The sequence below is a fragment of the Streptomyces sp. NPDC001108 genome (assembly GCF_053598535.1).
In genome coordinates this window covers 81,820-105,211 of the sequence record NZ_JBSFKL010000005.1, presented here as the reverse complement: position 1 = coordinate 105,211, position 23,392 = coordinate 81,820, and the positions used below count along the sequence as shown (strand labels likewise).

24 protein-coding genes and 1 riboswitch are annotated in these 23,392 nt (G+C 73.0%); of the genes, 13 read left to right on the top strand and 11 right to left on the bottom strand.

Annotated features, from left to right (window positions below; genetic code table 11):
• Positions 1-108: 108 nt before the first annotated feature.
• The 3 genes from ACWC97_RS13900 to ACWC97_RS13890 all read right to left on the bottom strand — a co-directional run bounded on the left by ACWC97_RS13900 (position 109) and on the right by ACWC97_RS13890 (position 2,177).
• Entirely contained in the window at positions 109-498 is a 390-nt protein-coding gene (locus ACWC97_RS13900; protein ID WP_352274889.1) for a DUF3040 domain-containing protein, read from the bottom strand.
• Positions 499-789: 291 nt separating this feature from the next.
• The gene (locus ACWC97_RS13895; protein ID WP_352274888.1) at positions 790-1,548 is read right to left on the bottom strand and encodes a class I SAM-dependent methyltransferase; all 759 of its coding nucleotides are present in this window, start codon (positions 1,546-1,548) and stop codon (positions 790-792) included.
• Positions 1,549-1,649: 101 nt separating this feature from the next.
• Positions 1,650-2,177, bottom strand: a complete 528-nt coding sequence (locus tag ACWC97_RS13890; protein ID WP_450649346.1) for an SAV_6107 family HEPN domain-containing protein — start codon at positions 2,175-2,177, stop codon at positions 1,650-1,652.
• 167 nt (positions 2,178-2,344) lie between these two features.
• On the opposite strand from ACWC97_RS13890, the gene ACWC97_RS13885 reads away from it, so the two are divergent.
• From ACWC97_RS13885 to ACWC97_RS13865, 5 genes are all read left to right on the top strand, one after another.
• Positions 2,345-3,172: an ATP-binding cassette domain-containing protein gene (locus tag ACWC97_RS13885; RefSeq protein ID WP_450649344.1), complete on the top strand. Its 828-nt coding sequence runs from the start codon at positions 2,345-2,347 to the stop codon at positions 3,170-3,172.
• Positions 3,144-5,231 (top strand): YhgE/Pip family protein, encoded by a 2,088-nt coding sequence (locus ACWC97_RS13880; protein WP_450649343.1) that lies wholly within the window; start codon positions 3,144-3,146, stop codon positions 5,229-5,231. The genes ACWC97_RS13885 and ACWC97_RS13880 overlap by 29 nt, the downstream gene beginning before the upstream one ends.
• 29 nt (positions 5,232-5,260) lie before the next feature.
• Positions 5,261-5,872, top strand: a complete 612-nt coding sequence (locus ACWC97_RS13875; RefSeq protein WP_352274884.1) for a TetR/AcrR family transcriptional regulator — start codon at positions 5,261-5,263, stop codon at positions 5,870-5,872.
• Positions 5,873-6,237: 365 nt separating this feature from the next.
• Positions 6,238-6,858 carry a DUF4126 domain-containing protein gene (locus ACWC97_RS13870; RefSeq protein ID WP_352274883.1) on the top strand — a complete coding sequence of 207 codons (621 nt, stop codon included), beginning with the start codon at positions 6,238-6,240 and terminating at the stop codon, positions 6,856-6,858.
• 30 nt (positions 6,859-6,888) lie between these two features.
• Positions 6,889-8,406 carry a phytoene desaturase family protein gene (locus ACWC97_RS13865; protein WP_450649340.1) on the top strand — a complete coding sequence of 506 codons (1,518 nt, stop codon included), beginning with the start codon at positions 6,889-6,891 and terminating at the stop codon, positions 8,404-8,406.
• A gap of 13 nt (positions 8,407-8,419) precedes the next feature.
• On the opposite strand, the gene ACWC97_RS13860 is transcribed toward ACWC97_RS13865, so the two are convergent.
• The 5 genes from ACWC97_RS13860 to ACWC97_RS13840 all read right to left on the bottom strand — a co-directional run bounded on the left by ACWC97_RS13860 (position 8,420) and on the right by ACWC97_RS13840 (position 12,854).
• On the bottom strand, positions 8,420-9,331 hold the full coding sequence (locus tag ACWC97_RS13860) for a hypothetical protein (protein WP_450649338.1): 912 nt from the start codon (positions 9,329-9,331) through the stop codon (positions 8,420-8,422).
• A 50-nt stretch (positions 9,332-9,381) separates the two neighbouring features.
• Complete coding sequence (gene metF / locus ACWC97_RS13855) at positions 9,382-10,299, bottom strand: methylenetetrahydrofolate reductase [NAD(P)H] (protein WP_352274880.1); 918 nt, start codon at positions 10,297-10,299, stop codon at positions 9,382-9,384.
• Positions 10,300-10,399: 100 nt separating this feature from the next.
• Positions 10,400-11,053 carry a thiamine phosphate synthase gene (gene thiE / locus ACWC97_RS13850; protein ID WP_352274879.1) on the bottom strand — a complete coding sequence of 218 codons (654 nt, stop codon included), beginning with the start codon at positions 11,051-11,053 and terminating at the stop codon, positions 10,400-10,402.
• Positions 11,054-11,157: 104 nt separating this feature from the next.
• Positions 11,158-11,523 (bottom strand): Rv2175c family DNA-binding protein, encoded by a 366-nt coding sequence (locus ACWC97_RS13845; protein WP_352274878.1) that lies wholly within the window; start codon positions 11,521-11,523, stop codon positions 11,158-11,160.
• Between the two features lie 62 nt (positions 11,524-11,585).
• Entirely contained in the window at positions 11,586-12,854 is a 1,269-nt protein-coding gene (locus ACWC97_RS13840; RefSeq protein WP_450649335.1) for an NAD(P)/FAD-dependent oxidoreductase, read from the bottom strand.
• An 83-nt stretch (positions 12,855-12,937) separates the two neighbouring features.
• Positions 12,938-13,050: riboswitch (TPP riboswitch) on the top strand.
• Here ACWC97_RS13840 and thiO point away from each other — a divergent pair.
• The 5 genes from thiO to ACWC97_RS13815 all read left to right on the top strand — a co-directional run bounded on the left by thiO (position 13,048) and on the right by ACWC97_RS13815 (position 18,177).
• Positions 13,048-14,262, top strand: coding sequence for a glycine oxidase ThiO (gene thiO / locus ACWC97_RS13835; protein ID WP_450649333.1), 1,215 nt, complete (start codon positions 13,048-13,050; stop codon positions 14,260-14,262). (Overlaps the previous riboswitch by 3 nt.)
• Entirely contained in the window at positions 14,259-14,489 is a 231-nt protein-coding gene (gene thiS / locus ACWC97_RS13830) for a sulfur carrier protein ThiS (RefSeq protein ID WP_352274876.1), read from the top strand. Before thiO ends, thiS begins: the two co-directional genes overlap by 4 nt.
• 2 nt (positions 14,490-14,491) lie before the next feature.
• The gene (locus ACWC97_RS13825) at positions 14,492-15,286 is read left to right on the top strand and encodes a thiazole synthase (RefSeq protein WP_352274875.1); all 795 of its coding nucleotides are present in this window, start codon (positions 14,492-14,494) and stop codon (positions 15,284-15,286) included.
• A 107-nt stretch (positions 15,287-15,393) separates the two neighbouring features.
• Positions 15,394-17,310, top strand: coding sequence for a Stk1 family PASTA domain-containing Ser/Thr kinase (gene pknB / locus ACWC97_RS13820; protein ID WP_450649331.1), 1,917 nt, complete (start codon positions 15,394-15,396; stop codon positions 17,308-17,310).
• Between the two features lie 6 nt (positions 17,311-17,316).
• Positions 17,317-18,177 (top strand): deoxyribonuclease IV, encoded by an 861-nt coding sequence (locus ACWC97_RS13815; protein ID WP_450649329.1) that lies wholly within the window; start codon positions 17,317-17,319, stop codon positions 18,175-18,177.
• 28 nt (positions 18,178-18,205) lie between these two features.
• Here ACWC97_RS13815 and ACWC97_RS13810 read toward each other — a convergent pair whose 3' ends face one another.
• Positions 18,206-18,838: a sulfite oxidase-like oxidoreductase gene (locus ACWC97_RS13810; protein WP_352274872.1), complete on the bottom strand. Its 633-nt coding sequence runs from the start codon at positions 18,836-18,838 to the stop codon at positions 18,206-18,208.
• Positions 18,839-18,992: 154 nt separating this feature from the next.
• Between ACWC97_RS13810 and bfr the strand changes: the two genes are divergently transcribed.
• Positions 18,993-19,472: a bacterioferritin gene (gene bfr / locus ACWC97_RS13805; RefSeq protein WP_352274871.1), complete on the top strand. Its 480-nt coding sequence runs from the start codon at positions 18,993-18,995 to the stop codon at positions 19,470-19,472.
• Between the two features lie 22 nt (positions 19,473-19,494).
• Here bfr and ACWC97_RS13800 read toward each other — a convergent pair whose 3' ends face one another.
• Positions 19,495-19,716 (bottom strand): (2Fe-2S)-binding protein, encoded by a 222-nt coding sequence (locus tag ACWC97_RS13800; RefSeq protein ID WP_385211185.1) that lies wholly within the window; start codon positions 19,714-19,716, stop codon positions 19,495-19,497.
• Between the two features lie 166 nt (positions 19,717-19,882).
• A complete protein-coding gene (locus tag ACWC97_RS13795; protein ID WP_352274869.1) occupies positions 19,883-21,235 on the bottom strand; it encodes a class II 3-deoxy-7-phosphoheptulonate synthase in 1,353 nt (450 codons plus the stop codon).
• A 98-nt stretch (positions 21,236-21,333) separates the two neighbouring features.
• Here ACWC97_RS13795 and ACWC97_RS13790 point away from each other — a divergent pair, with 98 nt between their 5' ends.
• Both ACWC97_RS13790 and ACWC97_RS13785 read left to right on the top strand, forming a co-directional pair.
• Positions 21,334-21,390 (top strand): trp operon leader peptide, encoded by a 57-nt coding sequence (locus tag ACWC97_RS13790; RefSeq protein ID WP_078513512.1) that lies wholly within the window; start codon positions 21,334-21,336, stop codon positions 21,388-21,390.
• Positions 21,391-21,483: 93 nt separating this feature from the next.
• Positions 21,484-23,388, top strand: a complete 1,905-nt coding sequence (locus tag ACWC97_RS13785) for an anthranilate synthase family protein (protein ID WP_450649326.1) — start codon at positions 21,484-21,486, stop codon at positions 23,386-23,388.
• Positions 23,389-23,392: the final 4 nt, after the last annotated feature.

Here is a 23,392-nt window from a genome sequence, read left to right as displayed (position 1 = left end):
CGGCGCCGGTGGACGGCGTGTCGGGGGGTACGGGTACGGCCCCGGGCATGCGTGAGGGGCGGCCGCGTCGCCCGCGGCCGCCCCTCACCCGAAGTTTTCGTCCGGGGCCTAATGCCCCTGCTCGTCGCGGCGGCGCTGCCACCGCTGCTCGATGCGGTTCATCACCGTACGGCGCTGCCTGGTCCGGGCGGGCCCGGACGCCGCGGCGGCCGGTTGCTCACCCGGCTTGGGCGCCTTGCGCCAGCCGGTGACCGCGAGGACCGCACAGCCCAGCATGACGAGGAACCCGACCACGCTGATCCAGATCACCGTGGTGACCATTCCCGCCATGAGGAGCGCGATACCCACCAGGAAGCCTGCGACCGCCTGGTAGACCCGTCGCCGGGTGTACGTACGCAGCCCGTTTCCCTCAAGCGCTGTCGCGAACTTGGGATCTTCGGCGTACAGCGCTCGCTCCATTTGCTCGAGCATTCGCTGCTCGTGCTCCGAGAGCGGCACGGAGTCCTCCTCGTCGTCGGCCGCGGGGGCGACCGGTATGCGGCCCTTCCAGGATAGGCAGGGATTCGCCCCCGTGAAACCCGCCTTCGTGCCCATCAGTCAGTCCGGGCCACCACGACGGCTCGGCTGTCGAAGCGTTGATTCCCCGACCTCCGATCCGTCATGCCGGATGGTGTCCCCCGATCATACGGGCAGAAGCCCCCGATCGGGGGGCCCGGTGCGTACTCCGTCTGCTGCTGCGCCGCTGATCAGCCGCGCCGGGGCCGGTCAACCCGCCGAAGCGGACCACGGTCAGGCGCGCTTGGTGCCCAGGACGTGCAGCTGTGTCGCGACCGCGTGGAAGGCGGGCAGCTCGGCCACCGCGGCCTCCAGCTTGAGCAGCGCGTCCATGGCCCCGGGCTCCGTGTCGACCAGGACCCCCGGTACGAGATCGGCGAAGACCCGTACGCCGTGGACCGCGCCGACCTCGACGTCGGCCCCGGCGACGAGTTCGACGAGCTGCTCCGCGGTGTAGCGGTGGGGCACCGGGTCGCCCTCGCCCCAGCGGCCCGCCGGGTCGTCGAGCGCCTGCCGGGCCTCGGTGAAGTGGCCGGCGAGCGCCCGCGCCAGGACCGCGCCGCCGAGCCCGGCGGCGAGCAGGCTGAGCGCGCCGGAGGGGCGGAGCGCCGCCACGGCGTTGCGCACCCCCTCGGCGGGGTCGTCCACGTACTCCAGGACCCCGTGGCACAGGACCGCGTCGTACCCGCCGCGCTCCACCACCTCGAACAGACCGTGGATGTCGCCCTGCACACCGCTGACCCGGTCGGCGACCCCGGCCTCCGCCGCGCGGCGCTCCAGCGCGAAGAGCGCGTTGGGGCTGGGGTCGACGACGGTGACGCGGTGGCCGAGCCGGGCGACCGGCACCGCGAAGTTCCCGGTGCCGCCGCCGGTGTCCAGGACGTCCAGGGCCTCCCTGCCGGTCGCCTTCACCCGGCGGTCGAGGGCGTCCTTGAGGACCTCCCAGACCACGGCGGTACGGAGGGAGGCGCGGGGGCGCAGCTGGTCCGTCACGGCAGATGACTCCTCGACACGGCGCCGCCGGGGCGGCGGAGCGTGAACAGTGCAGGTGGTAAGAGCGCTTCCCACCCTATTGCCTCGCGCCGCCGCTGCCCTCATCCCGCCTCCGACCGCCCGCCGTCCGGCTGCGGGGGCACCGGGCGCAGCGCCAGCATCCGCTCGACCAGCCGCAGGAACATCGCCGCGTCACGGAGCAGGTCGTCCGCGTCCCGCCGGGTGGCGGCGCCGGGGATACCGGCTTCCGCCCGGGCTCTGCGGCGGGCGCCCGAGGCGAACAGCGCGCTCCATTCGGTCAGCTCGGGGGCGGTCTCGGGCAGCACCTCCCAGGCGCTGCGGATGCGCTCCCGGCGCTGCCGGGACGCCTCCGGGCGGCCCCGGACGGCGAGCACGGCGGCGGCGGTGCGCAGCGCCGCGAGGTGGGCGGTGGCGTACCGCTCGTTCGGCACGTCGAGAACGGCGGCCTCCGCCAGGCCCGCACGGGCCTTGGCGAGGAGGTCGAGGGCGGCGGGCGGCGCCGGGGCGCGGCGCGGGACGGGGTGGACATCGCTTGCCGGACCGGTCAGTGAGGGGACAGGGCCGGTGGCGCGGCGCCGGGGTGCGGCGGCTGCGGACGAGTGGGCCATGACGAAACCTCCTGTCTCGTGTGACGACTCCGTGGCCGTATGTGTCCATCGTGAGGGGCACCACTGACAATCACCCCCGAATCCGGCACTGACCTGGGGCTTTGCTTCATTGGCAAGCTCGGGCTATCTTTTGAACTGACTGGTCAGTTCAAAACAAGGGGGGACCTGTGGACAGCCCGCACGGGGCATCCGTCATCGCCGAGAACCTCGGCCTCAAGGGACCGCGCGGCTGGGCCTTCCGCGGTGTGGACGTCGATGCCGCCCCCGGCTCGCTGGTGGCGATCGAGGGCCCGTCCGGCTCGGGCCGCACCTGCCTGCTGCTCGCCCTCACCGGCCGGATGCGCCCCACCGAGGGGCAGGCCCGGGTCGGCGGTCTGCGGCTGCCCCGCAAGATGGCCGCCGTGCGCCGCATCGCCGCTCTGGGCCAGGTCCCCGGGGTGAGCGAACTCGACCCGGCCTTCACCGTGGCCGAGCACCTGCGCGAGCGGGCCCTGCTCCAGCGCCGCTTCGACGGCGCGCTGCGCGCCCTGCTGCGTCCGCGCGCCGAACGGGTCGCCACCGCCCAGGGGCGGATCGACGCGGCGCTGAAGGCCGCCGGTCTCGACCCGGAGACGCTGCCCAAGGGCGGCAGGACCTCCGTACGGGACCTGGAACGGCTGGAGGCGCTCCGGCTCTCCCTCGCCCTCGCGCTGATCGGCGACCCCCGGCTGCTCGCGGTGGACGACACCGACCTCAAGCTCTCCGACACCGAGCGCGCCGCGGCCTGGGACCTGCTGCGGTCCGTCGCGGACAGCGGTACGACCGTCCTCGCCGTCTGCAGCCAGGCGCCCGCGGACGCGATCACCCTGCGCACCGACGCCGTCGGCACCGCGAGCACCGCGAGCACCGCGACCAGCACCAGCACCAGCACCAGCACCAGCACCAGCACCAGCACCGACGGGACCACGACCGAGAAGGGAACGGCCGATGCGTTCGCCGAGACTGGCCGCGCTTGAGCTCAAGCGTTTCGGCAGGGGGAAGCTGCCGCGCGCCGCGCTGGTCGCCCTGCTGCTCCTGCCCCTGCTGTACGGCGCGCTGTACCTGTGGTCCTTCTGGGACCCCTACAGCCGCCTCGACAGGATCCCGGTGGCCCTGGTCAACAACGACAAGGGCACCTCCCTGAAGGGCGAGCGCATCGCGGCCGGTGACGAGATCACCGGCAAGCTGCTGGACTCCCAGGTCTTCGACTGGCACGAGGTGAGCTCCGCCGAGGCCGACCAGGGCGTCGAGGACGGTACGTACTACCTCTCGCTCACCATGCCCTCGGACTTCAGCAAGCGGATCGCGTCCAGTTCGGGCGACTCCCCCGAGACCGGCGCCCTCCAGGTGCGGACCAACGACGCCAACAACTACATCGTCGGGCAGATCTCCCGGACCGTCTTCTCCGAGGTGCGCACCGCCGCCTCGACCAACGCCTCACGCGGCTTCTACGACCGGATCTTCATCAACTTCTCCGATCTCCACAACGCGACGGAGAAGGCCGCCAAGGGCGCCGACGACCTCAAGGGCGGCATCGGCAAGGCCAAGAAGGGCTCGCAGGACCTCGCGGACGGGCTGAAGGACGCCAAGGACGGCAGCGACCGGCTGGCCGGCGGGATCGTCCGGCTCAACAAGGGCGCGAGCGACCTGGAGACCGGCTCCCGGCAGGTGGCCGACGGCACCCAGCAGCTCGCCGACAAGGTGAACGGCGTGGCGGCCGACGTCCGCCCGTTCCTGAAGGACAACGGCAAGTCGATCGGCGACACCGCCCGGCTGGTCTCCGACACCGCCCGGACCGTGCGGGACAACCTCGACCTGCTGGTGAAGTCGGCACCCACCGCCGCCACCGCCGCCCGCACGGCCTCCGACGACCTGGCCGACCTCTACCGCACCAGCTGCGTGGACGAGCCGGACCCGGACGCCGCCCTCTGCCCGCCCCTGAAGCGCGCCAAGACCACCGCGGCCGATGTCGCCGCCGTCGCCGCCGACGTGAACGTGCTGGTCACCAACCAGAACGGCGACCTGAAGAAGCTGGGCACCCAACTCAGCACCCTTCAGCGGCAGGCCGACGACCTGACCGAGCACGCCCCCAAGCTCGACGAGGACCTGGAGTCCGCCGTCAAGAAGATCAACGCGCTCAACACCGGCGCCCACAAGGTCGCCAAGGGCGCCGGCGACCTGCACACCGGCCTGGTCACCGCCCGGACCGGCTCCGCCGACCTGGACTCCGGCGTGGGCAACCTCAAGAAGGGCGCGACCAACCTGGACGGCGGGCTGATCCGCCTCGCCGACGGCTCGACCACCCTCGCCGAGGGGCTCAACGACGGCGTCGGCAAGATCCCCGACTACGGCAAGAAGGACCGTGACGCCCGCACCGCGGTGATGGCCGACCCGGTCAAGCTGGCCTCGCAGTCGCTCCACGCGGCCCCCAACTACGGCACCGGCTTCGCGCCCTACTTCATCCCGCTCTCCCTCTGGGTCGGCGCGATGGTGGCGTACATGCTGATCCAGCCGCTCAACCGGCGCGCGCTCGCCGCCGGGGCCTCCGCCTGGCGGATCGCCCTCGCGGGCTGGCTGCCGGTGGCCGCCATCGGACTGCTCCAGGTGGGTGCCCTGATGGCCGTACTGCACTGGGCACTCGGGCTCGAAATGGCGCGGGCCGCCGGGACGGTGGGCTTCCTGGCCCTGGTGACCTGCTGCTTCTCGGCGATCGTGCAGTGGCTGAACGCCCGGTTCGGAGCCGCGGGCCGCATCCTCGTCCTGGCGGTGCTGATGCTCCAGCTGACCTCGGCCGGAGGCACCTACCCCGTCCAGACCAGCCCCGGGTTCTTCAACGCGATCCACCCCTACCTGCCGATGAGCTACATCGTCGAGGGGCTGCGCCGGCTGATCACGGGCGGCGGGCTGGGCCCGGTCTGGCAGGGCAGCGCCGTGCTGCTGGCCTTCACCGTCGGGGCGCTCGCCCTCACCGCCGTGGCCGCGCGCCGCAAGCAGGTGTGGACGCTGGACCGGCTCCACCCGGAACTGAGCCTGTGAGCATGCCGGAACCTGTGAGAATCGTCGCCATGGAAAGCAGCAGCACCACGCGTCGCCAAGCCACCCGGCAGAAGCTCTACGAAGCAGCCGTGACCCTCATCGCCGAGAAGGGGTTCTCGGCGACCACGGTGGACGAGATCGCCGAGCGCGCCGGGGTGGCCAAGGGCACGGTCTACTACAACTTCAAGAGCAAGACCGAGCTCTTCGAGGAGCTGCTGCGGCACGGCGTCGGACTGCTCACCGCCTCACTGCGCTCCGCGGCCGAGGAGACCGCGGAGCGGGGCGGCACCCGGGTCGAGGGCCTGGACGCGATGATCCGGGCCGGCCTGGTCTTCATCGACCGCTACCCGGCCTTCACCCAGCTGTACGTCGCGGAGCTGTGGCGCACCAACCGGGCCTGGCAGGGCACCCTCCTGGTGGTGCGTCAGGAGGCCGTCGCGGTGGTGGAGGGAGTGCTGCGCGAGGGGGTGGCCGCGGGCGAGCTGAGCGAGGAGATCGACGTCCAGCTGACGGCCGCCGCCCTGGTCGGCATGGTGCTGGTGGCCGCACTGGACTGGCAGGCGTTCCAGCCGGAGCGGTCGATCGACGACGTCCACTCGGCGCTGTCGCTGCTGCTGCACGGCCGGGTCAGCGGGCACTGAACCGCCGGGTGCCGCGACAGCACCCGGCGGAAACACAAGGGCGCCGGTCCGGTGAGGCTCGATCCCCCCGAGCCTGCGCCGGACCGGCGCCCTTCGTACTGCCGGAGAGCTTCCCCCGTGGCCTCGTTCCCCCGTGGCCCCGCGCTCCCCGTCGTGCTCCCCCGTTCCGGAAGGAGCGCCGCGGCCGTTCCGCCGCCCCGTGCCGGCGGTGCCGGAGCCGCGCTCTCTCCGTGGGCTCCACTCTTCCGTCCGGACGGGCCGGAGCCCATCCGCGCACCTACTCATCTCTCCGCCTAGGTACGGATACTCAGCACCGCGCACGAACCCCTCCCCGGTTGTCACACCCTCTGGCTACCATCGCGTCCGTGTCCGTACTTCCTCTGGTCTTCACAAGCGGCTGGGCCAGCGGGATCAACGCCTACGCGGTGGTCCTGCTCCTCGGCGTCTTCGGCGCGACCGGTCTGAGCGACGAGGTGCCCGGGGCACTTCAGCGCACCGACGTCCTGGTGGTGGCCGCCGTGCTCTTCCTCTGCGAGGTGGTCGCGGACAAGATCCCGTACGTGGACTCGGTCTGGGACACGGTGCACACCGTGGTCCGGCCGGTCGCCGGGGCGGTCGTGGCCGCGCTGCTGGCGGGCGAGAGCGGTTCGCTGCCCGAGATCGCGGCCGCGGCGGTGGGCGGTTCCACGGCGCTCATGAGCCATCTGGTGAAGGCCGGGACCAGAATGGCGGTCAACTCCTCCCCCGAGCCGTTCAGCAACGTCCTGGTGAGCATCGCCGAGGACCTGGGTGTCGCCGGGATCGTCACCTTCGCGATATTCCATCCCGTGGTGGCCGCCGTGCTCGCAGGGGCGCTGCTGCTGGCGGGCATCGTGGTCGTGGCCTTCCTGGCCTCCCGGATCCGCCGCTTCCGGCGCCGCAGGGCCCAGCGGCGGGAGGAGAGACGGCTGGCCGGGACGGCGGGGTCGCGGTGGCCGGCGGAGTGACTGCCGGTGGCGGCCGTTAAGGTCGCTGGCATGGCACGTATTGCGGTGATCGGCGCCGGGATGGGCGCGATGGCGGCGGCCGCCCGGCTCGCCGTGGCAGGCCACCGGGTGACGGTGTACGAACGGTCGGAGAGCTACGGCGGTTCGGTGGGCCGCTATGCCCGCGAGGGCTTCGCCTTCGACACGGGGCCGACGCTGCTCCACCTGCCCGCCGTCTACCGCGACCTCTTCGTGAAGACCGGCAAGGAGCCGCTGGAGCGGTGCGTCGAGATGGCCCAGGTCGATCCGGCGAGCCGTCATCTCTTCGCGGACGGCACGGCGGTCTCGCTGCCGAACGCCTCGCGGGCCGGGGTCGTCGCCGCGCTCGACGGTGCGCTCGGTTCCGGGGCGGGCGCGGCCTGGGGGGCGTTCCTGGACCGGGCGCGCGAGGCCTGGGACCGCTCCCGCCGCCCGCTCCTGGAGGAGCCGCTGCGCCCGGACTGGCAGGTCCTCGGCCGTGATCCCTACCCCGCGCTCCGCCGACGCCGGCTGCTGCGCCCGGCCCGGCAGGCGGACACGGTCGCCGGGATCGGCGCCCTGGAGCTGGCCGACCCCCGGCTGGCCGCCCTCCTCGACGGCTACGCCCTGTCGTACGGGCTGGACCCGGCGCACGCCCCGGCCGCGGCCGCCCTGCTGCCGTACATGGAGGAGACGTTCGGCAGCTGGTACGTGTCCGGCGGCATGCGGGCCCTGGCACGGGCGGTGTACGAGCGGTGCCTGGCCCGGAAGGTGGAGTTCGTCCTCGGTGCCGAGGTGGTCCGGGTCGTCGAGAAGGACGGCCGGGCGGCGGGCGTCGAGCTGGCGGACGGGACGGTCGCCGAGGCCGACCGGGTGGTGCTGGGGGCCCGGCCGTGGGCCGGTCTGGTGCCCGGTCAGGAGCTGTGGCCAAAGGGCGGGGTGGCGCCCCTGCCCCGGCCCGGGCAGGGGGTGGTGCCGGGCCGGTTCCTGGTGCTGCTCTCGCTGCGGGGGGCCCGGCCGGCGGACGCCGCGCACCGGACGCTGGTGCATCCGGCGGACGGTGCGGCGGAGCGCGCGGCGGTCTTCGGCGGGCGGCTCGCCGAGCGGCCCACGGTGACGGTGGTCCGCCCCGACGACCCGTCGACCCGCCCCGACGACGCGCACGAGGCGGTGACGCTGACGGCGACGGTCGCCCCGCACGGCGCGGTGGACTGGACGGACCCGGCGGTGCGCGAGCGGTACGCCGACGTGCTGATCGACACGGCCGCGGCGACCGTCCCGGGGATACGGGAGCGGCTGCTCCACGCCGAGGTGCGCACGCCCGCGGAGACCGCCGCCGAGACCGGAGCCGAGGGCGGCGGTGTCCCCGCGCCCGCGCTGGCCGGGGCGGACGGCCGGTATCTGCACGCCGCGAACCTCACCGGGCTGCCGGGGCTGTACGCCGCGGGCGGCTGGTCGCACCCGGGCGGCGGGCTCGCCCACGCGGGCATGTCGGGGGCGCTGGTCGCCGGGCTGATCGTGGAGGGCGACGGCTTCCGGGGCTCGCGGTGAGCGCCGGGGCCCGTCAGTAGCGGTACTGCTGTTCGTCGTAGCCGCTGCCGTTGTTGTAGCCGTTGGGGAACGGGGCGGGCGGCTGCTCCGGCGGCGGGGGCGGGTAGGGCTCGCCCTCGCGCTGCTGGGGCACCCACACACCGCCCGGCGGCGTCTCGGGGGCGTACTGCTGGGCGTACGGGTCGGGGGCGTGGGCCGGGGAGCCGAAGCTGTCGTATCCGTTGCCGAAGCTGTCGTACGCGTCGTACGGGGCGCCGGTGGTGGCTCCGGTGCCCACGTACGGGTCGGAGTAGGCGGCGTACTGCTGGGGCGTGCCGTAGTCGTACTGGCCGGTGAGCGGGTCCTGGCCGGCGAAGGCGCCCTGGCCCTCGTAGCCGCCCTGGCCGGTCCCGTCGAACGCGGAGGGGGCGGCGTACGGTTCGTACCCGGCGAACTGCTGCTCGGGCTGCGGCTCCTGGGCGCCGGGCGCGCGGTGCTGGTCGGAGTAGACGCCGTACTGCCCGGTGTCGTCCGGCATGGGCTCGGGTTCGTAGACCGCCGCCATCGTCGCCGTGGCGTCCGTGTGGAGGGCGTCCGGGGCCTCCCCGACCGCCTCCAGCTCCGAGACCTGGAGGGCGGGGCCGCGTTCCTCGCGCGGGCCGCCGCCCCGGCGGCGCCGGCTCGCACCGGGCTTGCCCCCGAGGGCCCAGCCGGTGGAGAAGCCGCGCCGGAAGGAGAGCGTGACGTACGTCTGGCCGACCGCGAAGGCGATCGCCCCGAGGACGATGACGAGGATCGACGGAATCAACACGCCCACCACCACGAGGCTGAAGCCGCCGAAGGCGAGCAGTCGCCAGCGCAGGCGTGCCTTGTACTGCAGCAGTACCTCGCCGAGCAGCCACAGCGCGACGATTCCGAACGCGATGTAGAGGACCGTCCAGCCCATGCCCGCCCCCTCCTACGGCCACCGCCCCGGGTCACGGCGGGTGCGGCCGGTCACGACTGCCTGTGCAGTCCGAGATTCTCGTAGATTTCGAGCGTCGCCGTCGAGTTGTTGAGCGTGATGAAGTGCAGTCCGGGCACACCCTCGGATCGCAGCCTCGCGCAGAACCGCGTTGCGAAGTCGATACCAATGGAGCGTACAGCGGCGGGGTCGTCCTTGACCGCGAGGATGCTCTCTTTCAGCTCGGGAGGGAATGACGCGTTGCTGAGCTGAGCGAATCTCTCCAGCTGTTTGACGCTGGTCAGTGGCATGACCTCGGGAATGATCGGGGTTTCGCAACCCGCAGCGACCACGCGGTCACGCATACGCAGATAATCCTCCGGATTGAAGAACATCTGAGTGATCGCATAATCGGCTCCGGCACGGCACTTGTCCACGAAATGCCGGATGTCGGTGTCCCAGTCGGTCGAGCGCGGGTGCATCTCGGGAAATGCCGCGACGCCGACGCAGAAATCGCCGGATTCCTTGATGAGCCGGACGAGATCGGCCGCGTACCGCACTCCCTGCGGATGCTTGACCCACTCGCCCATCGGGTCGCCCGGCGGGTCTCCGCGCACGGCGAGGATGTTCCTGATCCCGGCGTCCGCGTACTGACCGACCATGTTGCGCAGCTCGGCGACGGAGTGGTCGACCGCCGTCAGGTGGGCGACCGGGGTGAGGGTCGAGTCGGCCGCGATCTGCTCGGTGGCGCGCACCGTCCCGGCACGGGTGGAGCCGCCCGCGCCGTAGGTCACGGAGACGAAGCTCGGCCGTACGGCCTCGACCCGGCGCAGCGCGTTCCAGAGGTTCCGCTCGCCCTTCTCGGTCTTGGGCGCCCAGAACTCGAACGAGTACGAAGGCTTGCCGGTCGCGAGGAGTTCACGCACCGTACGCGCGTGATCTGTCCTGGTGGATGGTGTGCCAAGGGCCATACCGGCAGGTTAACCAGGCCGCGCCCCCCAATGGACCGGACCAGGGTGAATTGCCGGAATTGACCGGTACTTTGTCCATCCTTCGGACACCCGGCCGACCTCACTCCGTGGCGCGCGCCCTGATCCGCGCGGCCAGCTCGGCGGTGGCCGCGGCGGGGTCGGCGGCCTCGGTGATCGCCCGGACGACGACCACCCGGCGGGCCCCGGCGTCCAGCACCTCGTCGAGGTTGCCGGCGTCGATGCCGCCGATGGCGAACCAGGGGCGCGGCCGGCCGAGGGAGGCGGCGTACCGCACCAGGTCCAGGCCGGGGGCGTGGCGTCCGGGCTTGGTCGGGGTGGGCCAGCAGGGGCCGGTGCAGAAGTAGTCCACACCCGGCTGGGCCACGGCCGCGTCGACCTCGGACCGGGCGTGCGTGGAGCGGCCGATCAGCACGGTGTCGCCGAGGACGGCGCGGGCGGCGGGCACCGGCAGGTCGCCCTGGCCCAGGTGGAGCACGTCGGAGCCGCTCGCATGGGCGACGTCGGCGCGGTCGTTGACCGCGAGGAGCTTGCCGTGGCGGCGGCAGGCGTCGGCGAGGACGGCCAGGTGGTCGAGCTCCTCGGCCGCCTCCATGCCCTTGTCGCGGAGCTGGACGATGTCCACCCCGGCGGCGAGGACGGCGTCGAGGAACTCGGGCAGGTCGCCCTGGCGGCGCCGGGCGTCCGTGCAGAGGTAGAGCCGGGCGTCGGACAGCTGCGCGCGGGCCGTGGACATGGTGCGGTTCCCCCCGGGGAGTACGTGGCGGAGCGGGCGCCGACGGGCTGTGAGGGGGCGGGCCGCGGGGCCCGCCCCCTCACCCGCTCACGCGGGGCCCGCGGTCAGACGGCGAGCGCCTGGGCGCGGCGCTTCACCTCCGTACCGCGATTCTCGCTCAGTGCCTGGGCCGGGGTGCCCGGCAGGGTCGGGTCGGGGGTGAAGAGCCACTCCAGCATCTCTTCGTCGTTGTAGCCGTCGTCCTTCAGGAGCGTCAGGGTGCCGGCGAGGCCCTTGACCACCTTGTCGCCGTCGATGAAGGCGGCGGGCACCTGGAGCGTCCGGTTCTCACCGCGGCGCACGGCGATCAGCTGGCCCTCCTTGACCAGCTGGCGCACGCGCGTCACCTCGACACCGAGCATGTCGGCGATGTCGGGCAGGTGGAGCCAGGCGGGTACGAGAGCATCGGTCTTCGCGTCAATCTCGGTCACAGGGACAAGCCTGCCATCCCGCACCGACAGCCGACACCCGGACTCCGCCCTTCAGGGCCGCGCTACCGCAGCGCCGCCGACTTCAGCGGTACGGCGGGGTCGGCCACCGCCCCGGGATCAAGCCGCGTTCCCGCCTCGATGAGCTTGCGGCCCTGCGCCAGGTCGCGGGGGCGCCCCACGGCGAGCACCGCGACCAGCACGCCGTCGCGCAGCCAGCACACCGACCAGGCGGGGCCGGCCGGATCGCCGCGCCACAGCAGGGTGTCGGCGCTCCCGTGGTGGCCCGCGTACTGGACGAAGCGGTCGAACTGCTCGGACCAGAAGTACGGCACCGGGTCGTAGACCGGCGGCGCGGGGGCGTCGTCCGGGGCCCCCGGGGCCCCCGGGGCCAGGATGTGGGCGGCGGCCGTGCGCGGGCCCTGGAGGGCGTTGTCCCAGTGGTGGACGACCAGGCGCTCGCCGTAGCGGGCGGAGGGGAAGGAGGCGCAGTCGCCGACCGCGTACACATCGGGCAGGGAGGTGCGCAGCGCCTCGTCGGCGGTGACCGATCCGTCGGGGCCGAGCGCGATGCCGGAGCCGGCCAGCCAGCCGGTGGCCGGGCGGGCGCCGATGCCGACGACGACGGCTCCGGCCGGGATCGTCCGGCCGTCGGCGAGGACCACCCGGCCCGGCTCGACGCGGTCGACCCGGGTGCCGGTGAGGAGTTCGGCGCCGCTGTGCGCGTACCAGGCGGCCATCGGGGCGGCGACCTCGGCGGGCAGCGCGCCGGCGAGCGGGCGGTCGGCGGCCTCGACGACGGTGACCGCGCAGCCGGCGGCGCGGGCCGCGGTGGCGAACTCGGCGCCGATCCACCCCGCGCCGACGATCACCACGTCGTGCTGCTCGTGGAGAACCGGCCGCAGCCGGGCCGCGTCGTCCAGGGTGCGCAGCAGGTGGACGCCGGGGACGCCCTCGGTGCCGGGCAGGACGACCGGTTCGGCGCCGGTGGCGATCACCAGGACGTCGTAGGGGACGGCGCCCGCCCCGGTGTCCAGCTCGTGCGCGTCCGGGCGCACTCCGGTGACCTCGACGCCCAGGCGCAGTTCGATGTCCAGCGCCTCGAAGTCGATGTCGAACGCGGAGCTCTCGGCCGTGCCGAGCAGGACCGCCTTGGACAACGGGGGCCGGTCGTAGGGCTGGTGGGGCTCGGCTCCGATCAGCACGACCGGGCCGGTGAAGCCCTGCTCCCGCAGGGCCACCGCGGTCTGCACCCCGGCCATGCCCGCGCCGACGACCACGACGCGGCGCCCGGCCCGCCCGTCCGGCTGCTCTGACTGCTGCTGCTCGCTCACCCGTGACACCTTACGCATCTGATGATCAGTCAGGAAGGGGCGGGTTCTCGGCCCCGGCCGGGACGGGGTCTAGGCTGACCCCGTAGAGCACTCGCGGGAGCCCGGACGCACCGAGCTGAGAGGGAGGCTGGCCGGCCTCCGACCGTACGAACCTGATCCGGGTCATGCCGGCGAAGGGAGGGGCTGGAAGCCCATGCGTTCCCCTCGGAACGGAAGCGGTTACGACGTCCTCGTCATCGGGGGCGGGATCATCGGTCTGGTGACCGCCTGGCGGGCCGCGCAGCGTGGTCTGCGCACCGCGGTCGCCGACCCCGAGCCGGGCGGCGGGGCCGCCCGGGTGGCGGCCGGGATGCTGGCCGCCGTCACCGAGCTGCACTACGGCGAGGAACTGCTGCTCGGCCTCAACCTCGCCTCCGCCGCCCGCTATCCGGCCTTCGTGGCCGAGCTGGAGGCGGCGAGCGGGCGGGAGACCGGTTTCCGCGCCTGCGGCACCCTGGCCGTCGCGCTGGACTCCGACGACCGCGCCCATCTGCGGGACCTGCACGCCCTGCAACGGCGTTCGGGGCTGGAGTCGGAGTGGCTCACCGGCCGGGAGTGCCGTCGGCTGGAGCCGATGCTGGCCCCGGGGGTGCGGGGCGGTCTGCGGGTCGACGGCGACCACCAGATCGATCCGCGCCGGCTGGCCGCCGCCCTGCTGACCGCCTGCGAGCGGGCCGGGGTGGTCTTCCACCGCGAGCGGGCGGTGCGGCTGGCCGTCACGGGCGGCCGGGCCGCCGGGGCGGTGCTCTCCGGGGGTACGGAGCCTGCGGCCGACCAGGTCGTGCTGGCCGCGGGCAGCCTCAGCGGCCGGCTGCCGGGGGTGCCCGAGGAGGCCGTGCCGCCGGTCCGGCCGGTGAAGGGCCAGGTGCTGCGGCTGACCGTGCCCGCCCGGTACGCGCCGTTCCTGAGCCGGACGGTCCGGGCCGTGGTCCGGGGCAGCCACGTCTATCTCGTACCGCGCGAGAACGGCGAGCTGGTCGTCGGCGCCACCAGCGAGGAGCTGGGCTGGGACACCACCGTCACCGCGGGCGGCGTCTACGAGCTGCTGCGGGACGCCCACGAACTGGTCCCCGGCATCACCGAACTGCCGCTCACCGAGACCCTGGCCGGTCTGCGCCCCGGCTCCCCCGACAACGCCCCGCTGCTCGGCCCCACCACCCTGCCCGGCCTCCACCTCGCCACCGGCCACCACCGCAACGGGGTGCTGCTCACCCCGCTCACCGGGGACGTCATGGCCGAGTTCCTCACCGGCGGCGAGCCGCCCGAGCAGGCCCGCCCCTTCACCCCGCGCCGCTTTCCGCCCGCCGCCCCCGGGAGCCCCGCCGCGGCTCCCGGAGCCTCCTCCGTACGTCAGGAGCAGCCCGCATGACCGAGCCCGTACCCCCTTCCGCGCCGCTCTCCGTGTCGGTGAACGGCGCGCCCCGGCCCCTTGCCCCGGGCACCACCCTGGAGGCCCTGGTCGCCACGTTGACGGCGGCGTCCTCGGGGGTGGCCGCCGCCGTCAACGAGACCGTCGTCCCGCGAGGCCGGTGGGGCGCGACCGCGCTGGCCGACGGCGACCGGGTCGAGGTCCTGACCGCGGTCCAGGGGGGCTGACCGTGTCCGACGACGTCCTCACCCTCGGTTCCGCCGCCCTCGGCTCCCGGCTGATCATGGGGACGGGCGGGGCGCCCAGCCTCGACGTGCTGGAGCGCTCGCTGATCGCCTCCGGCACCGAGCTGACCACGGTCGCCATGCGCCGCCTCGACCCGACGGTGCGGGGCTCGGTGCTCTCCGTCCTGGAGCGGCTCTCGATCCGGGTGCTGCCGAACACGGCGGGCTGCTTCACGGCGGGCGAGGCCGTGCTGACCGCCCGGCTGGCCCGGGAGGCGCTGGGCACCGACTGGATCAAGCTGGAGGTGGTGGCCGACGAGCGGACCCTGCTGCCCGATCCCGTCGAGCTGCTGGACGCGGCGGAGATCCTGGTGGACGAGGGGTTCACCGTTCTGCCGTACACCAACGACGATCCGGTGCTGGCCCGCCGCCTCCAGGACGTGGGGTGCGCCGCGGTGATGCCGCTGGGCTCGCCCATCGGCTCCGGGCTCGGCATCCGCAACCCGCACAACTTCCAGCTGATCGTGGAGCAGGCCCGGGTGCCGGTGATCCTCGACGCGGGCGCCGGGACGGCCTCCGACGCGGCGTTCGCGATGGAGCTGGGGTGCGCGGCGGTGATGCTGGCGTCCGCCGTGACCAGGGCCCAGGAGCCCGAGCTGATGGCCTCGGCGATGCGGCACGCGGTGGCGGCCGGGCGGCTCGCGTACCGGGCGGGCCGGATTCCGCGCCGCCACTTCGCCGAGGCGTCCTCGCCGGTGGAGGGGCGGGCGGTGCTGGACCCGGAGCGCCCGGCGTTCTGAGCCCCGGCCCTCCGTATTCCATGTCCCTGTCACGGCTCGGCTGCAGTACGGCCCCGGGACGGCCCGGACCGTGAGGGGTGTCCGTGGCGGCTCGTAGACTCGGCGTCGTGGATACGACCCTCCAGGACCCGCTCGTCGGGCAGCTGCTCGACGGCCGCTACCGCGTCGATGCCCGCATCGCCGTGGGCGGCATGGCCACGGTCTACCGGGCCATGGACACCCGGCTCGACCGGGTGCTCGCGCTCAAGGTGATGCACCCGACGCTGGCGGCCGACGCCACGTTCGTCGAGCGCTTCATCCGCGAGGCCAAGTCCGTGGCCCGGCTCGCGCACCCCAACGTGGTCGCGGTCTTCGACCAGGGCGCCCAGGGCCAGTACGTGTACCTGGCGATGGAGTACGTCGCGGGGTGCACCCTGCGCGACGTCCTGCGCGACCGCGGCGCGCTCCAGCCGCGCGCCGCCCTGGACATCCTGGAGCCGGTCCTCGCCGCCCTAGGCGCGGCGCACCGGGCGGGCTTCGTGCACCGCGACATGAAGCCGGAGAACGTCCTGATAGGGGACGACGGCCGGGTCAAGGTCGCCGACTTCGGGCTGGTACGGGCGGTGGGCACCGCCACCGACACCACCGGGTCGGTCCTGGGCACGGTCTCCTACCTGGCCCCCGAGCAGATCGAGCACGGCACGGCCGACACCCGTGCCGACGTGTACGCCTGCGGCGTCGTCCTGTACGAGATGCTGACCGGGGCCAAGCCGCACGGCGGCGACACCCCCGCCCAGGTGCTCTACCAGCATCTCAACGAGGCCGTGCCGCCGCCCTCGGCCGCCGTGCCGGGGCTCCCGGCCGGGCTCGACGCCCTGGTGGCGGCCGCCACCGCGCGCGCCCCCGAGAGCCGCCCGTCGGACGCGGTGGAGCTGCTCGCGCGGACGCGCGAGGCCCGCGCCGGTCTCACCGACGCCCAGCTGGACGCCGTACCGCCGCAGGCCACGGCCGAGGCGCACGACGCCGCCGAGGACCGCACCAGCGTGATCCCCCGGCTGATCCCGGCCGGGCAGGGGGTCTCGCACCACACGAGCCGGCTGGAGACGCCGCCGCTGCCGCCCTCGGGCGGCGCCGCGCCGGGCCGGTCCCGGCGCGGGCCCAGGCGCTCCGTGCTCGCCCTGATCGCCGCCGTCCTGCTGGTGCTGGGCGTCGGCACCGGGGTCTGGTACATCAACTCGGGGCAGTTCTCCCAGGTGCCCTCGCTGCTCGGCAAGACGCAGAAGGAGGCCGAGAAGCGGCTCTCCGACGCCGGTCTGGAGCTGAAGGGCGTCCAGCGGTCCTACAGCGACACCGTGGAGCGCGGCCGGGTCATCGGCAGCGACCCGAAGTCCGGTGCCCGGGTCCGGGGCAACGACGCGGTGACGCTCGTCGTCTCGCGGGGGCCGGAGATCGTGCAGGTGCCCGACCTGCGGAACCTCTCGCTCGCCGACGCCAAGAAGGAACTGAAGAAGGTCGGACTGGTGCCGGGGATGGTCACCAGGGAGTTCGACGAGGAGACGGTACGGGGCGACGTGATCCGCACCGACCCGGCGGCGGGCACCGGGCGCCACCCGGACTCGGCGGTGGCCCTCGTCCTCAGCAAGGGCGCCCCGGTGGAGGTCCCCGACGTCACCGGGCTCTCCGTCGTGGACGCCACCGCCGCGCTGGCCGAGGAGGGGCTGAAGGCGAAGGTGCTGCCCGGCCGGGTGCACGCGCCGGAGGTGGCGGGGGACATCGCGCGCCAGTCGCCCGGCGAGGGCGCCGAGGCCGCCGAGGGCGACACCATCGAGCTCACGGTCTCCAAGGGGCCGCGCATGATCGACGTACCGGACGTCGTCGGCAAGGACCTCGACGATGCCACGGCCGAACTGGAGAAGGCGGGCTTCGAGGTCAAGGTCGACCGCCCGTTCCTGTCCTTCAGCGACACCATCGCGAGCCAGTCCGTCAAGGGCGGCGACCAGGCCGCCGAGGGCAGCACCATCACCATCAAGACCAAGGGACTCTAGATCCACATGCGCAACCCAGTCGGCGGCCACGTCCCGGTGGCCGGGGGGCTCGCCAAGATCGGCCTCCCCTACGCCCGCGAGATGGGGGCGGAGGCGGTCCAGGTCTTCGTCGCCAACCCGCGCGGCTGGGCCACGCCGACCGGTGACCCGGCCCAGGACGAGCGGTTCCGCGCCGAGTGCGCCGCCGAGTCGATCCCGGCGTACGTCCACGCCCCCTACCTGATCAACTTCGGCTCGCACACGGCGGCGACCGTCGAGAGATCCGTGGAGTCGCTGCGCCACTCGCTGCGCCGGGCCCGGGAGATCGGAGCCCTGGGCGTGGTGGTGCACACCGGCTCGGCGACCGGCGGGCGCCCGCGCGAGGAAGCGCTGGCCCAGGTGCGTACGTATCTGCGGCCGCTGCTGGACGAGCTGACCCACGACGACGACCCGGACCTGCTGCTGGAGTCGACCGCCGGGCAGGGCGCCTCGCTCTGCTCCCGGACCTGGGACTTCGGCCCGTACTTCGAGGCGCTGGACGCCCATCCCAAGCTCGGCGTCTGCCTGGACACCTGCCACATCTACGCGGCCGGGCACGACCTCGCCGGTCCGGCCGGCATGGCGCAGACCCTGGACCTGCTGGTGTCCACGGTCGGTGAAGGACGGCTGAAACTGATCCACGCCAATGACTCCAAGGACGTGGTCGGGGCCCACAAGGACCGGCACGAGAACATCGGTTCCGGCCATATCGGCGAGGAGCCGTTCCGCGAGCTGTTCGCGCATCCGGCGACCGCGGGCGTGCCGCTGGTCATCGAGACGCCGGGCGGCAAGGAGGGCCACGCGGCTGACGTGGCACGGCTGAAGGCACTGCGCGGCCCGCGCGGCTGAGACGTCCGGCCCCGGAGGCTCCGCCGGGTCAGAGCTCGGGGCCCTCGCCGGGCTTCTCCTGGTAGGAGTACCGCTGCTCCCGCCAGGGGTCGCCGATGTTGTGGTAGCCGCGCTCCTCCCAGAAGCCGCGGCGGTCGGCCGTCATGTACTCGACGCCCCGGACCCACTTGGGGCCCTTCCAGGCGTAGAGGTGCGGCACCACCAGGCGGAGCGGGAACCCGTGCTCGGCGGTGAGCAGTTCCCCGCCCTTGTGAGTGGCGAAAAGTGTTCGGTCCGCGGCGAAGTCGGAGAGCCTCAGGTTGGAGCTGAACCCGTATTCGGCCCAGACCATCACATGGGTCACCTCGGGGGCGGGCGGCGCGAGCTCCAGCACCGTACGGGCCAGGACCCCGCCCCATTCCGCCCCGATCATGCTGAATTTCGTGACGCAGTGCAGGTCGGCGATGACCGAGGCGAAGGGGAGCGCGGAGAACTCCTCATGCCCCCAGCAGTGCTTCTCGCCGTCTGCGGTGGCCCCGAAGACCCGGAACTCCCAGCGGTCGGGCTTGAACTTCGGAACGGGCCCGTAGTGGGTAACCGGCCAGCCGCGCTGCAGTCGCTGTCCCGGGGGAAGCCCGGACTCCTCTGACGCGCGGTGTTCCCGGCTTTCCGGCTGGCCCATGCCTCCATGGTGACAGACGGGCGGGGATGGTCCCGACCAACCACGGGGCAATTCGGGCAACTCATAGTAAGCATGTACTTACTGGACGCGTTTGGGCTGCGATGACAGGATGCGGCAAACCTGCCCAGTCCATCGGTCGGAAGGAGCCTCTGCGATGCAGGGCGACCCCGAGGTCATCGAGTACCTGAACGAGCAGCTCACGGGTGAGCTGACAGCCATCAACCAGTACTGGCTGCACTACCGGATTCAGGACAACAACGGCTGGACGAAACTCGCGAAGTACACGCGGTCGGAGTCCATCGACGAGATGAAGCACGCGGACCGGCTCACGGAACGCATCCTCTTCCTCGACGCGCTGCCGAACTACCAGCGGCTCTTCCACGTCCGGGTGGGCCAGACGGTCACCGAGATGTTCCAGGCCGACCGGCAGATCGAGGTCGAGGCCATCGACCGGCTGAAGCGCGGCATCGACGTCATGCGCGGGAAGGGCGACGTCACCTCGGCGAACATCTTCGAGGACATCCTGGAGGACGAGGAGCACCACATCGACTACCTCGACACCCAGCTGGAGCTGATCGAGAAGCTCGGGGAGCCGCTGTACCTGGCGCAGCAGATCGAGCAGCCCGACAGCTGACGGAACGGGGCGGTCCGGGCGGTCAGGCCGCTTCGGGGAGCGAGGGCTCCTGTTTCTTCCGGGCGAGCAGCTCACGGCGCGGACAGGCACCGCGGCCCAGCACCGCCTGGATGGCCCGGACGCAGCCACCGCAGTCGGTGCCCGCCTTGCAGACGGAGGCGATCTGCCGGGGGGTGCAGGCTCCGGCGTCCGCATGCTCCTTGACCTGCTTCTCCGTGATGCCGAAGCACGAGCAGACGTACACGCGGATTCACCTCCCGGGCGGGCCGGTCGTTCTCTGCCACCCCGACTCTCGGTGAGGCATACCTAACCTTACCCGGCGCCGAATGGTGCGGAAAGCCCCGGAACGCCCTGTGGGGCACGGATCACATCGATCCGTGCCCCACAGGCGTACGCCGGGTACGCGGCGCTCACTGGTCCCGGTACATCTCCGCGACCAGGAAGGCCAGGTCGAGGGACTGGCTGCGGTTGAGCCGCGGGTCGCAGGCCGTCTCGTAGCGCTGGTGCAGGTCGTCCACGAAGATCTCGTGGCCGCCGCCGACACACTCGGTGACGTCGTCGCCGGTGAGCTCGACGTGGATGCCGCCGGGGTGCGTGCCGAGGGCCTTGTGCACCTCGAAGAAGCCCTTGACCTCGTCCAGGACGTCGTCGAAGCGACGGGTCTTGTGGCCCGAGGTGGCCTCGAAGGTGTTGCCGTGCATCGGGTCGGTCACCCAGGCGACGATGGCGCCGGAGGCGGTGACCTTCTCGACCAGGGCCGGGAGCTTGTCACGGACCTTGTCGGCACCCATCCGGACGACGAAGGTCAGCCGGCCGGGCTCGCGGTCGGGGTCGAGGCGGTCGACGTAGCCGAGCGCCTCCTCGACCGTGGTCGTCGGGCCGAGCTTGATTCCGATGGGGTTGCGGATCCTCGACGCGAACTCGATGTGCGCGCCGTCCATCTGGCGGGTCCGCTCACCGATCCAGACCATGTGGGCCGAGGTGTCGTACAGCTCGCCGGTGCGCGAGTCGGTACGGGTCAGCGCCGACTCGTAGTCCAGCAGCAGCGCCTCGTGCGAGGCGTAGAACTCGACCGCCTTGAACTCGGCCGGGTCCGTGCCGCACGCCTTCATGAAGTTCAGCGCGTTGTCGATCTCGCGGGCGAGCGCCTCGTAGCGCTGGCCGGACGGGGACGACTTCACGAAGTCCTGGTTCCAGGCGTGCACCTGGCGCAGGTCGGCGTAACCGCCGGTGGTGAAGGCGCGGACCAGGTTCAGCGTGGAAGCGGAGGCGTGGTACATCCGCTTCAGCCGCTCCGGGTCCGGGACCCGGTCCGCCTCGGTGAAGGCGAAGCCGTTGACGGAGTCGCCGCGGTAGGTCGGCAGGGTGACGCCGTCGCGGGTCTCGGTCGACTTGGAGCGCGGCTTGGAGTACTGGCCGGCGATCCGGCCCACCTTGACGACGGGAACGGAGGCCGCGTACGTCAGCACGGCGCTCATCTGGAGCAGCGTCTTCAGCTTGGCGCGGATGTGGTCGGCGGACACGGCGTCGAAGGCCTCGGCGCAGTCGCCGCCCTGGAGCAGGAACGCCTCGCCCTTGGCGACGGCTCCCAGACGGGCACGCAGCTGGTCGCACTCGCCCGCGAAGACGAGCGGCGGATACGACGCGAGCTCCGCGAGTACATCGCGCAGAGCCTCGGCATCGGGGTACTCGGGCTGCTGCGCCGCGGGAAGGTCTCGCCAGGTGTTGCCACCGGCGACGGAGGTATTGGCGTTCACGGTCACGGGTCCCACACTACGGGGTCCGGCGGCGGCTCCCTTTCGAAAGCTCAATAGTTGAGACGGGTGCTCGTCCGGCGCGGGCGTCGGTTAAGGTTCCCTCCATGTTCGCGCAGACGACCCAGAACTGGTGGTGGACCGCTCATCCGGCGGCCCACTGACGATCGCGCGCACACAGACCACGCGAAGGCCGCCCGAGGGGCGGCCTTCTCCGCGTTCCGGGAGCCGTTCCTCCGTATCGGAAGGAACCTCCCATGCCCCACGTGTCCCCCACGCCCCACCGGACCGCCGCCGTCCTCGACCGGTTGCTGCGCGACGACTGCCCGCCGTTCGCGCTGCTGCGCAGGCGCACCCCCGGCCGCGACCACGACACCGTCGAGGTGCTGATCGGCCGGGTGCGGGAGGCCGAACGGCTCGCCGGTCTCCCGGTCGGCCCGCTGCCCTCGCTGGCGCTGGTCCCGTTCCGGCAGATCGCCGAGCGCGGCTTCGACGTCCGCGACGACGGCACGCCGCTGTCCGTGCTGGTCGCCGACGAGACGTACGAGCTGCCGCTCGCCGAGGTGCTGGAGCTGCTCCCGGTGTGGGACGTGCGGGTCGAGGGCGGCGCGTTCGACGTCGGGGACGCGGAGTACGCGGAGATCGTCCGGCGGGTCGTGGAGGACGAGATCGGGCGGGGCGAGGGGGCCAACTTCGTCGTCCGGCGGACCTTCCGGGGCGAGATCCCCGGCTTCGGCCGGGCGGACGCGCTGGCCCTCTTCCGGCGGCTGCTGGCCGGTGAGCGCGGGGCGTACTGGACCTTCGTGGTGCACACCGGGGCCAGGACGCTGGTCGGCGCCAGCCCGGAGGTGCACGTCCGGATGTCCGGCGGGACGGTGGTGATGAACCCGATCAGCGGGACGTACCGCTACCCCGCCGGCGGCCCGACCGCGGACGACCTGCTGGACTTCCTCGCCGACCGCAAGGAGACCGAGGAGCTCTCCATGGTCGTCGACGAGGAGCTCAAGATGATGTGCACCGTCGGCGACATGGGCGGGGTGGTGGTCGGGCCGCGGCTCAAGGAGATGGCCCATCTCGCCCACACGGAGTACGAGCTGCGCGGGCGGTCCTCGCTGGACGTGCGCGAGGTGCTGAAGGAGACCATGTTCGCGGCGACGGTCACCGGCTCCCCGGTGCAGAACGCCTGCCGGGTCATCGAGCGGTACGAGCCCGGCGGGCGCGGCTACTACGCGGGCGCCCTGGCGCTGCTGCGGCAGGAGCCGGGCGGGGCGCAGAGCCTGGACTCGCCGATCCTGATCCGTACCGCCGACATCTCGGCCGACGGGGAGCTGAAGGTGCCGGTCGGGGCGACGCTGGTGCGCCACTCCGACCCGGACGGCGAGGTCGCCGAGACCCATGCGAAGGCGGCCGGGGTGCTCGCCGCCCTCGGGGTGCGCCCCGGCCGGCCCGAGGCGGAGGCGTCGCGGCCCCGGCTGGCGGACGACCCCCGGGTGCGGGCGGCGCTGGACGCCCGGCGGGAGGGTCTCGCCCCGTTCTGGCTGCGGATGCAGGAGCGCGCCCGGGACCTGTCCGGCCGGGCCCTGGTGGTCGACGGCGAGGACACCTTCACCGCGATGCTGGCGCATCTGCTGCGCTCCTCGGGGCTGGAGGTGTCGGTGTGCCGCTTCGACGAGCCGGGGCTGCGGGAGCGGGTGCGGGCGCACCGGGGGCCGGTCGTGCTGGGGCCCGGTCCCGGCAACCCGGGCGACGGTGCCGATCCGAAGATGCGGCTGCTGCGCTCCCTGGCGGCGGAGCTGGTCCGCGACCACCGGCACGGGCTGCTGGGGGTCTGCCTCGGCCATGAGCTGATCGCGGCGGAGCTGGGGCTGGAGATCGTCCGCAAGACCGTGCCGTACCAGGGCGCGCAGACCCGGATCGAGCTGTTCGGGCGGGAGGAGACGGTCGGCTTCTACAACAGCTTCACCGCCCGCTGCGACGCGGACGTGGTCACGGAGCTGGCGGCGCACTCCATCGAGGCGAGTACGGACGCGGCCACCGGTGAGCTGCACGCGCTGCGCGGGCCCGGGTTCGCCTCTGTGCAGTTCCACCCCGAGTCGGTGCTGACGCTGCGCGGGTCGGGGATCGTGGCGGAGCTGCTGGCGGGGCTGCCGGTGGCGGGCTGACGGG

What these genes read in the sequence shown, in the direction of transcription:
- ACWC97_RS13890 (WP_450649346.1), bottom strand. Translation starts at nt 2,177, where the DNA reads ATGGCCCACTCGTCCGCAGCCGCCGCACCCCGGCGCCGCGCCACCGGC.
- ACWC97_RS13880 (WP_450649343.1), top strand. Translation starts at nt 3,144, where the DNA reads ATGCGTTCGCCGAGACTGGCCGCGCTTGAGCTCAAGCGTTTCGGCAGG.
- ACWC97_RS13875 (WP_352274884.1), top strand. Translation starts at nt 5,261, where the DNA reads ATGGAAAGCAGCAGCACCACGCGTCGCCAAGCCACCCGGCAGAAGCTC.
- ACWC97_RS13865 (WP_450649340.1), top strand. Translation starts at nt 6,889, where the DNA reads ATGGCACGTATTGCGGTGATCGGCGCCGGGATGGGCGCGATGGCGGCG.
- ACWC97_RS13860 (WP_450649338.1), bottom strand. Translation starts at nt 9,331, where the DNA reads ATGGGCTGGACGGTCCTCTACATCGCGTTCGGAATCGTCGCGCTGTGG.
- metF (WP_352274880.1), bottom strand. Translation starts at nt 10,299, where the DNA reads ATGGCCCTTGGCACACCATCCACCAGGACAGATCACGCGCGTACGGTG.
- thiE (WP_352274879.1), bottom strand. Translation starts at nt 11,053, where the DNA reads ATGTCCACGGCCCGCGCGCAGCTGTCCGACGCCCGGCTCTACCTCTGC.
- thiO (WP_450649333.1), top strand. Translation starts at nt 13,048, where the DNA reads ATGCGTTCCCCTCGGAACGGAAGCGGTTACGACGTCCTCGTCATCGGG.
- thiS (WP_352274876.1), top strand. Translation starts at nt 14,259, where the DNA reads ATGACCGAGCCCGTACCCCCTTCCGCGCCGCTCTCCGTGTCGGTGAAC.
- ACWC97_RS13815 (WP_450649329.1), top strand. Translation starts at nt 17,317, where the DNA reads ATGCGCAACCCAGTCGGCGGCCACGTCCCGGTGGCCGGGGGGCTCGCC.
- ACWC97_RS13810 (WP_352274872.1), bottom strand. Translation starts at nt 18,838, where the DNA reads ATGGGCCAGCCGGAAAGCCGGGAACACCGCGCGTCAGAGGAGTCCGGG.
- bfr (WP_352274871.1), top strand. Translation starts at nt 18,993, where the DNA reads ATGCAGGGCGACCCCGAGGTCATCGAGTACCTGAACGAGCAGCTCACG.
- ACWC97_RS13785 (WP_450649326.1), top strand. Translation starts at nt 21,484, where the DNA reads ATGCCCCACGTGTCCCCCACGCCCCACCGGACCGCCGCCGTCCTCGAC.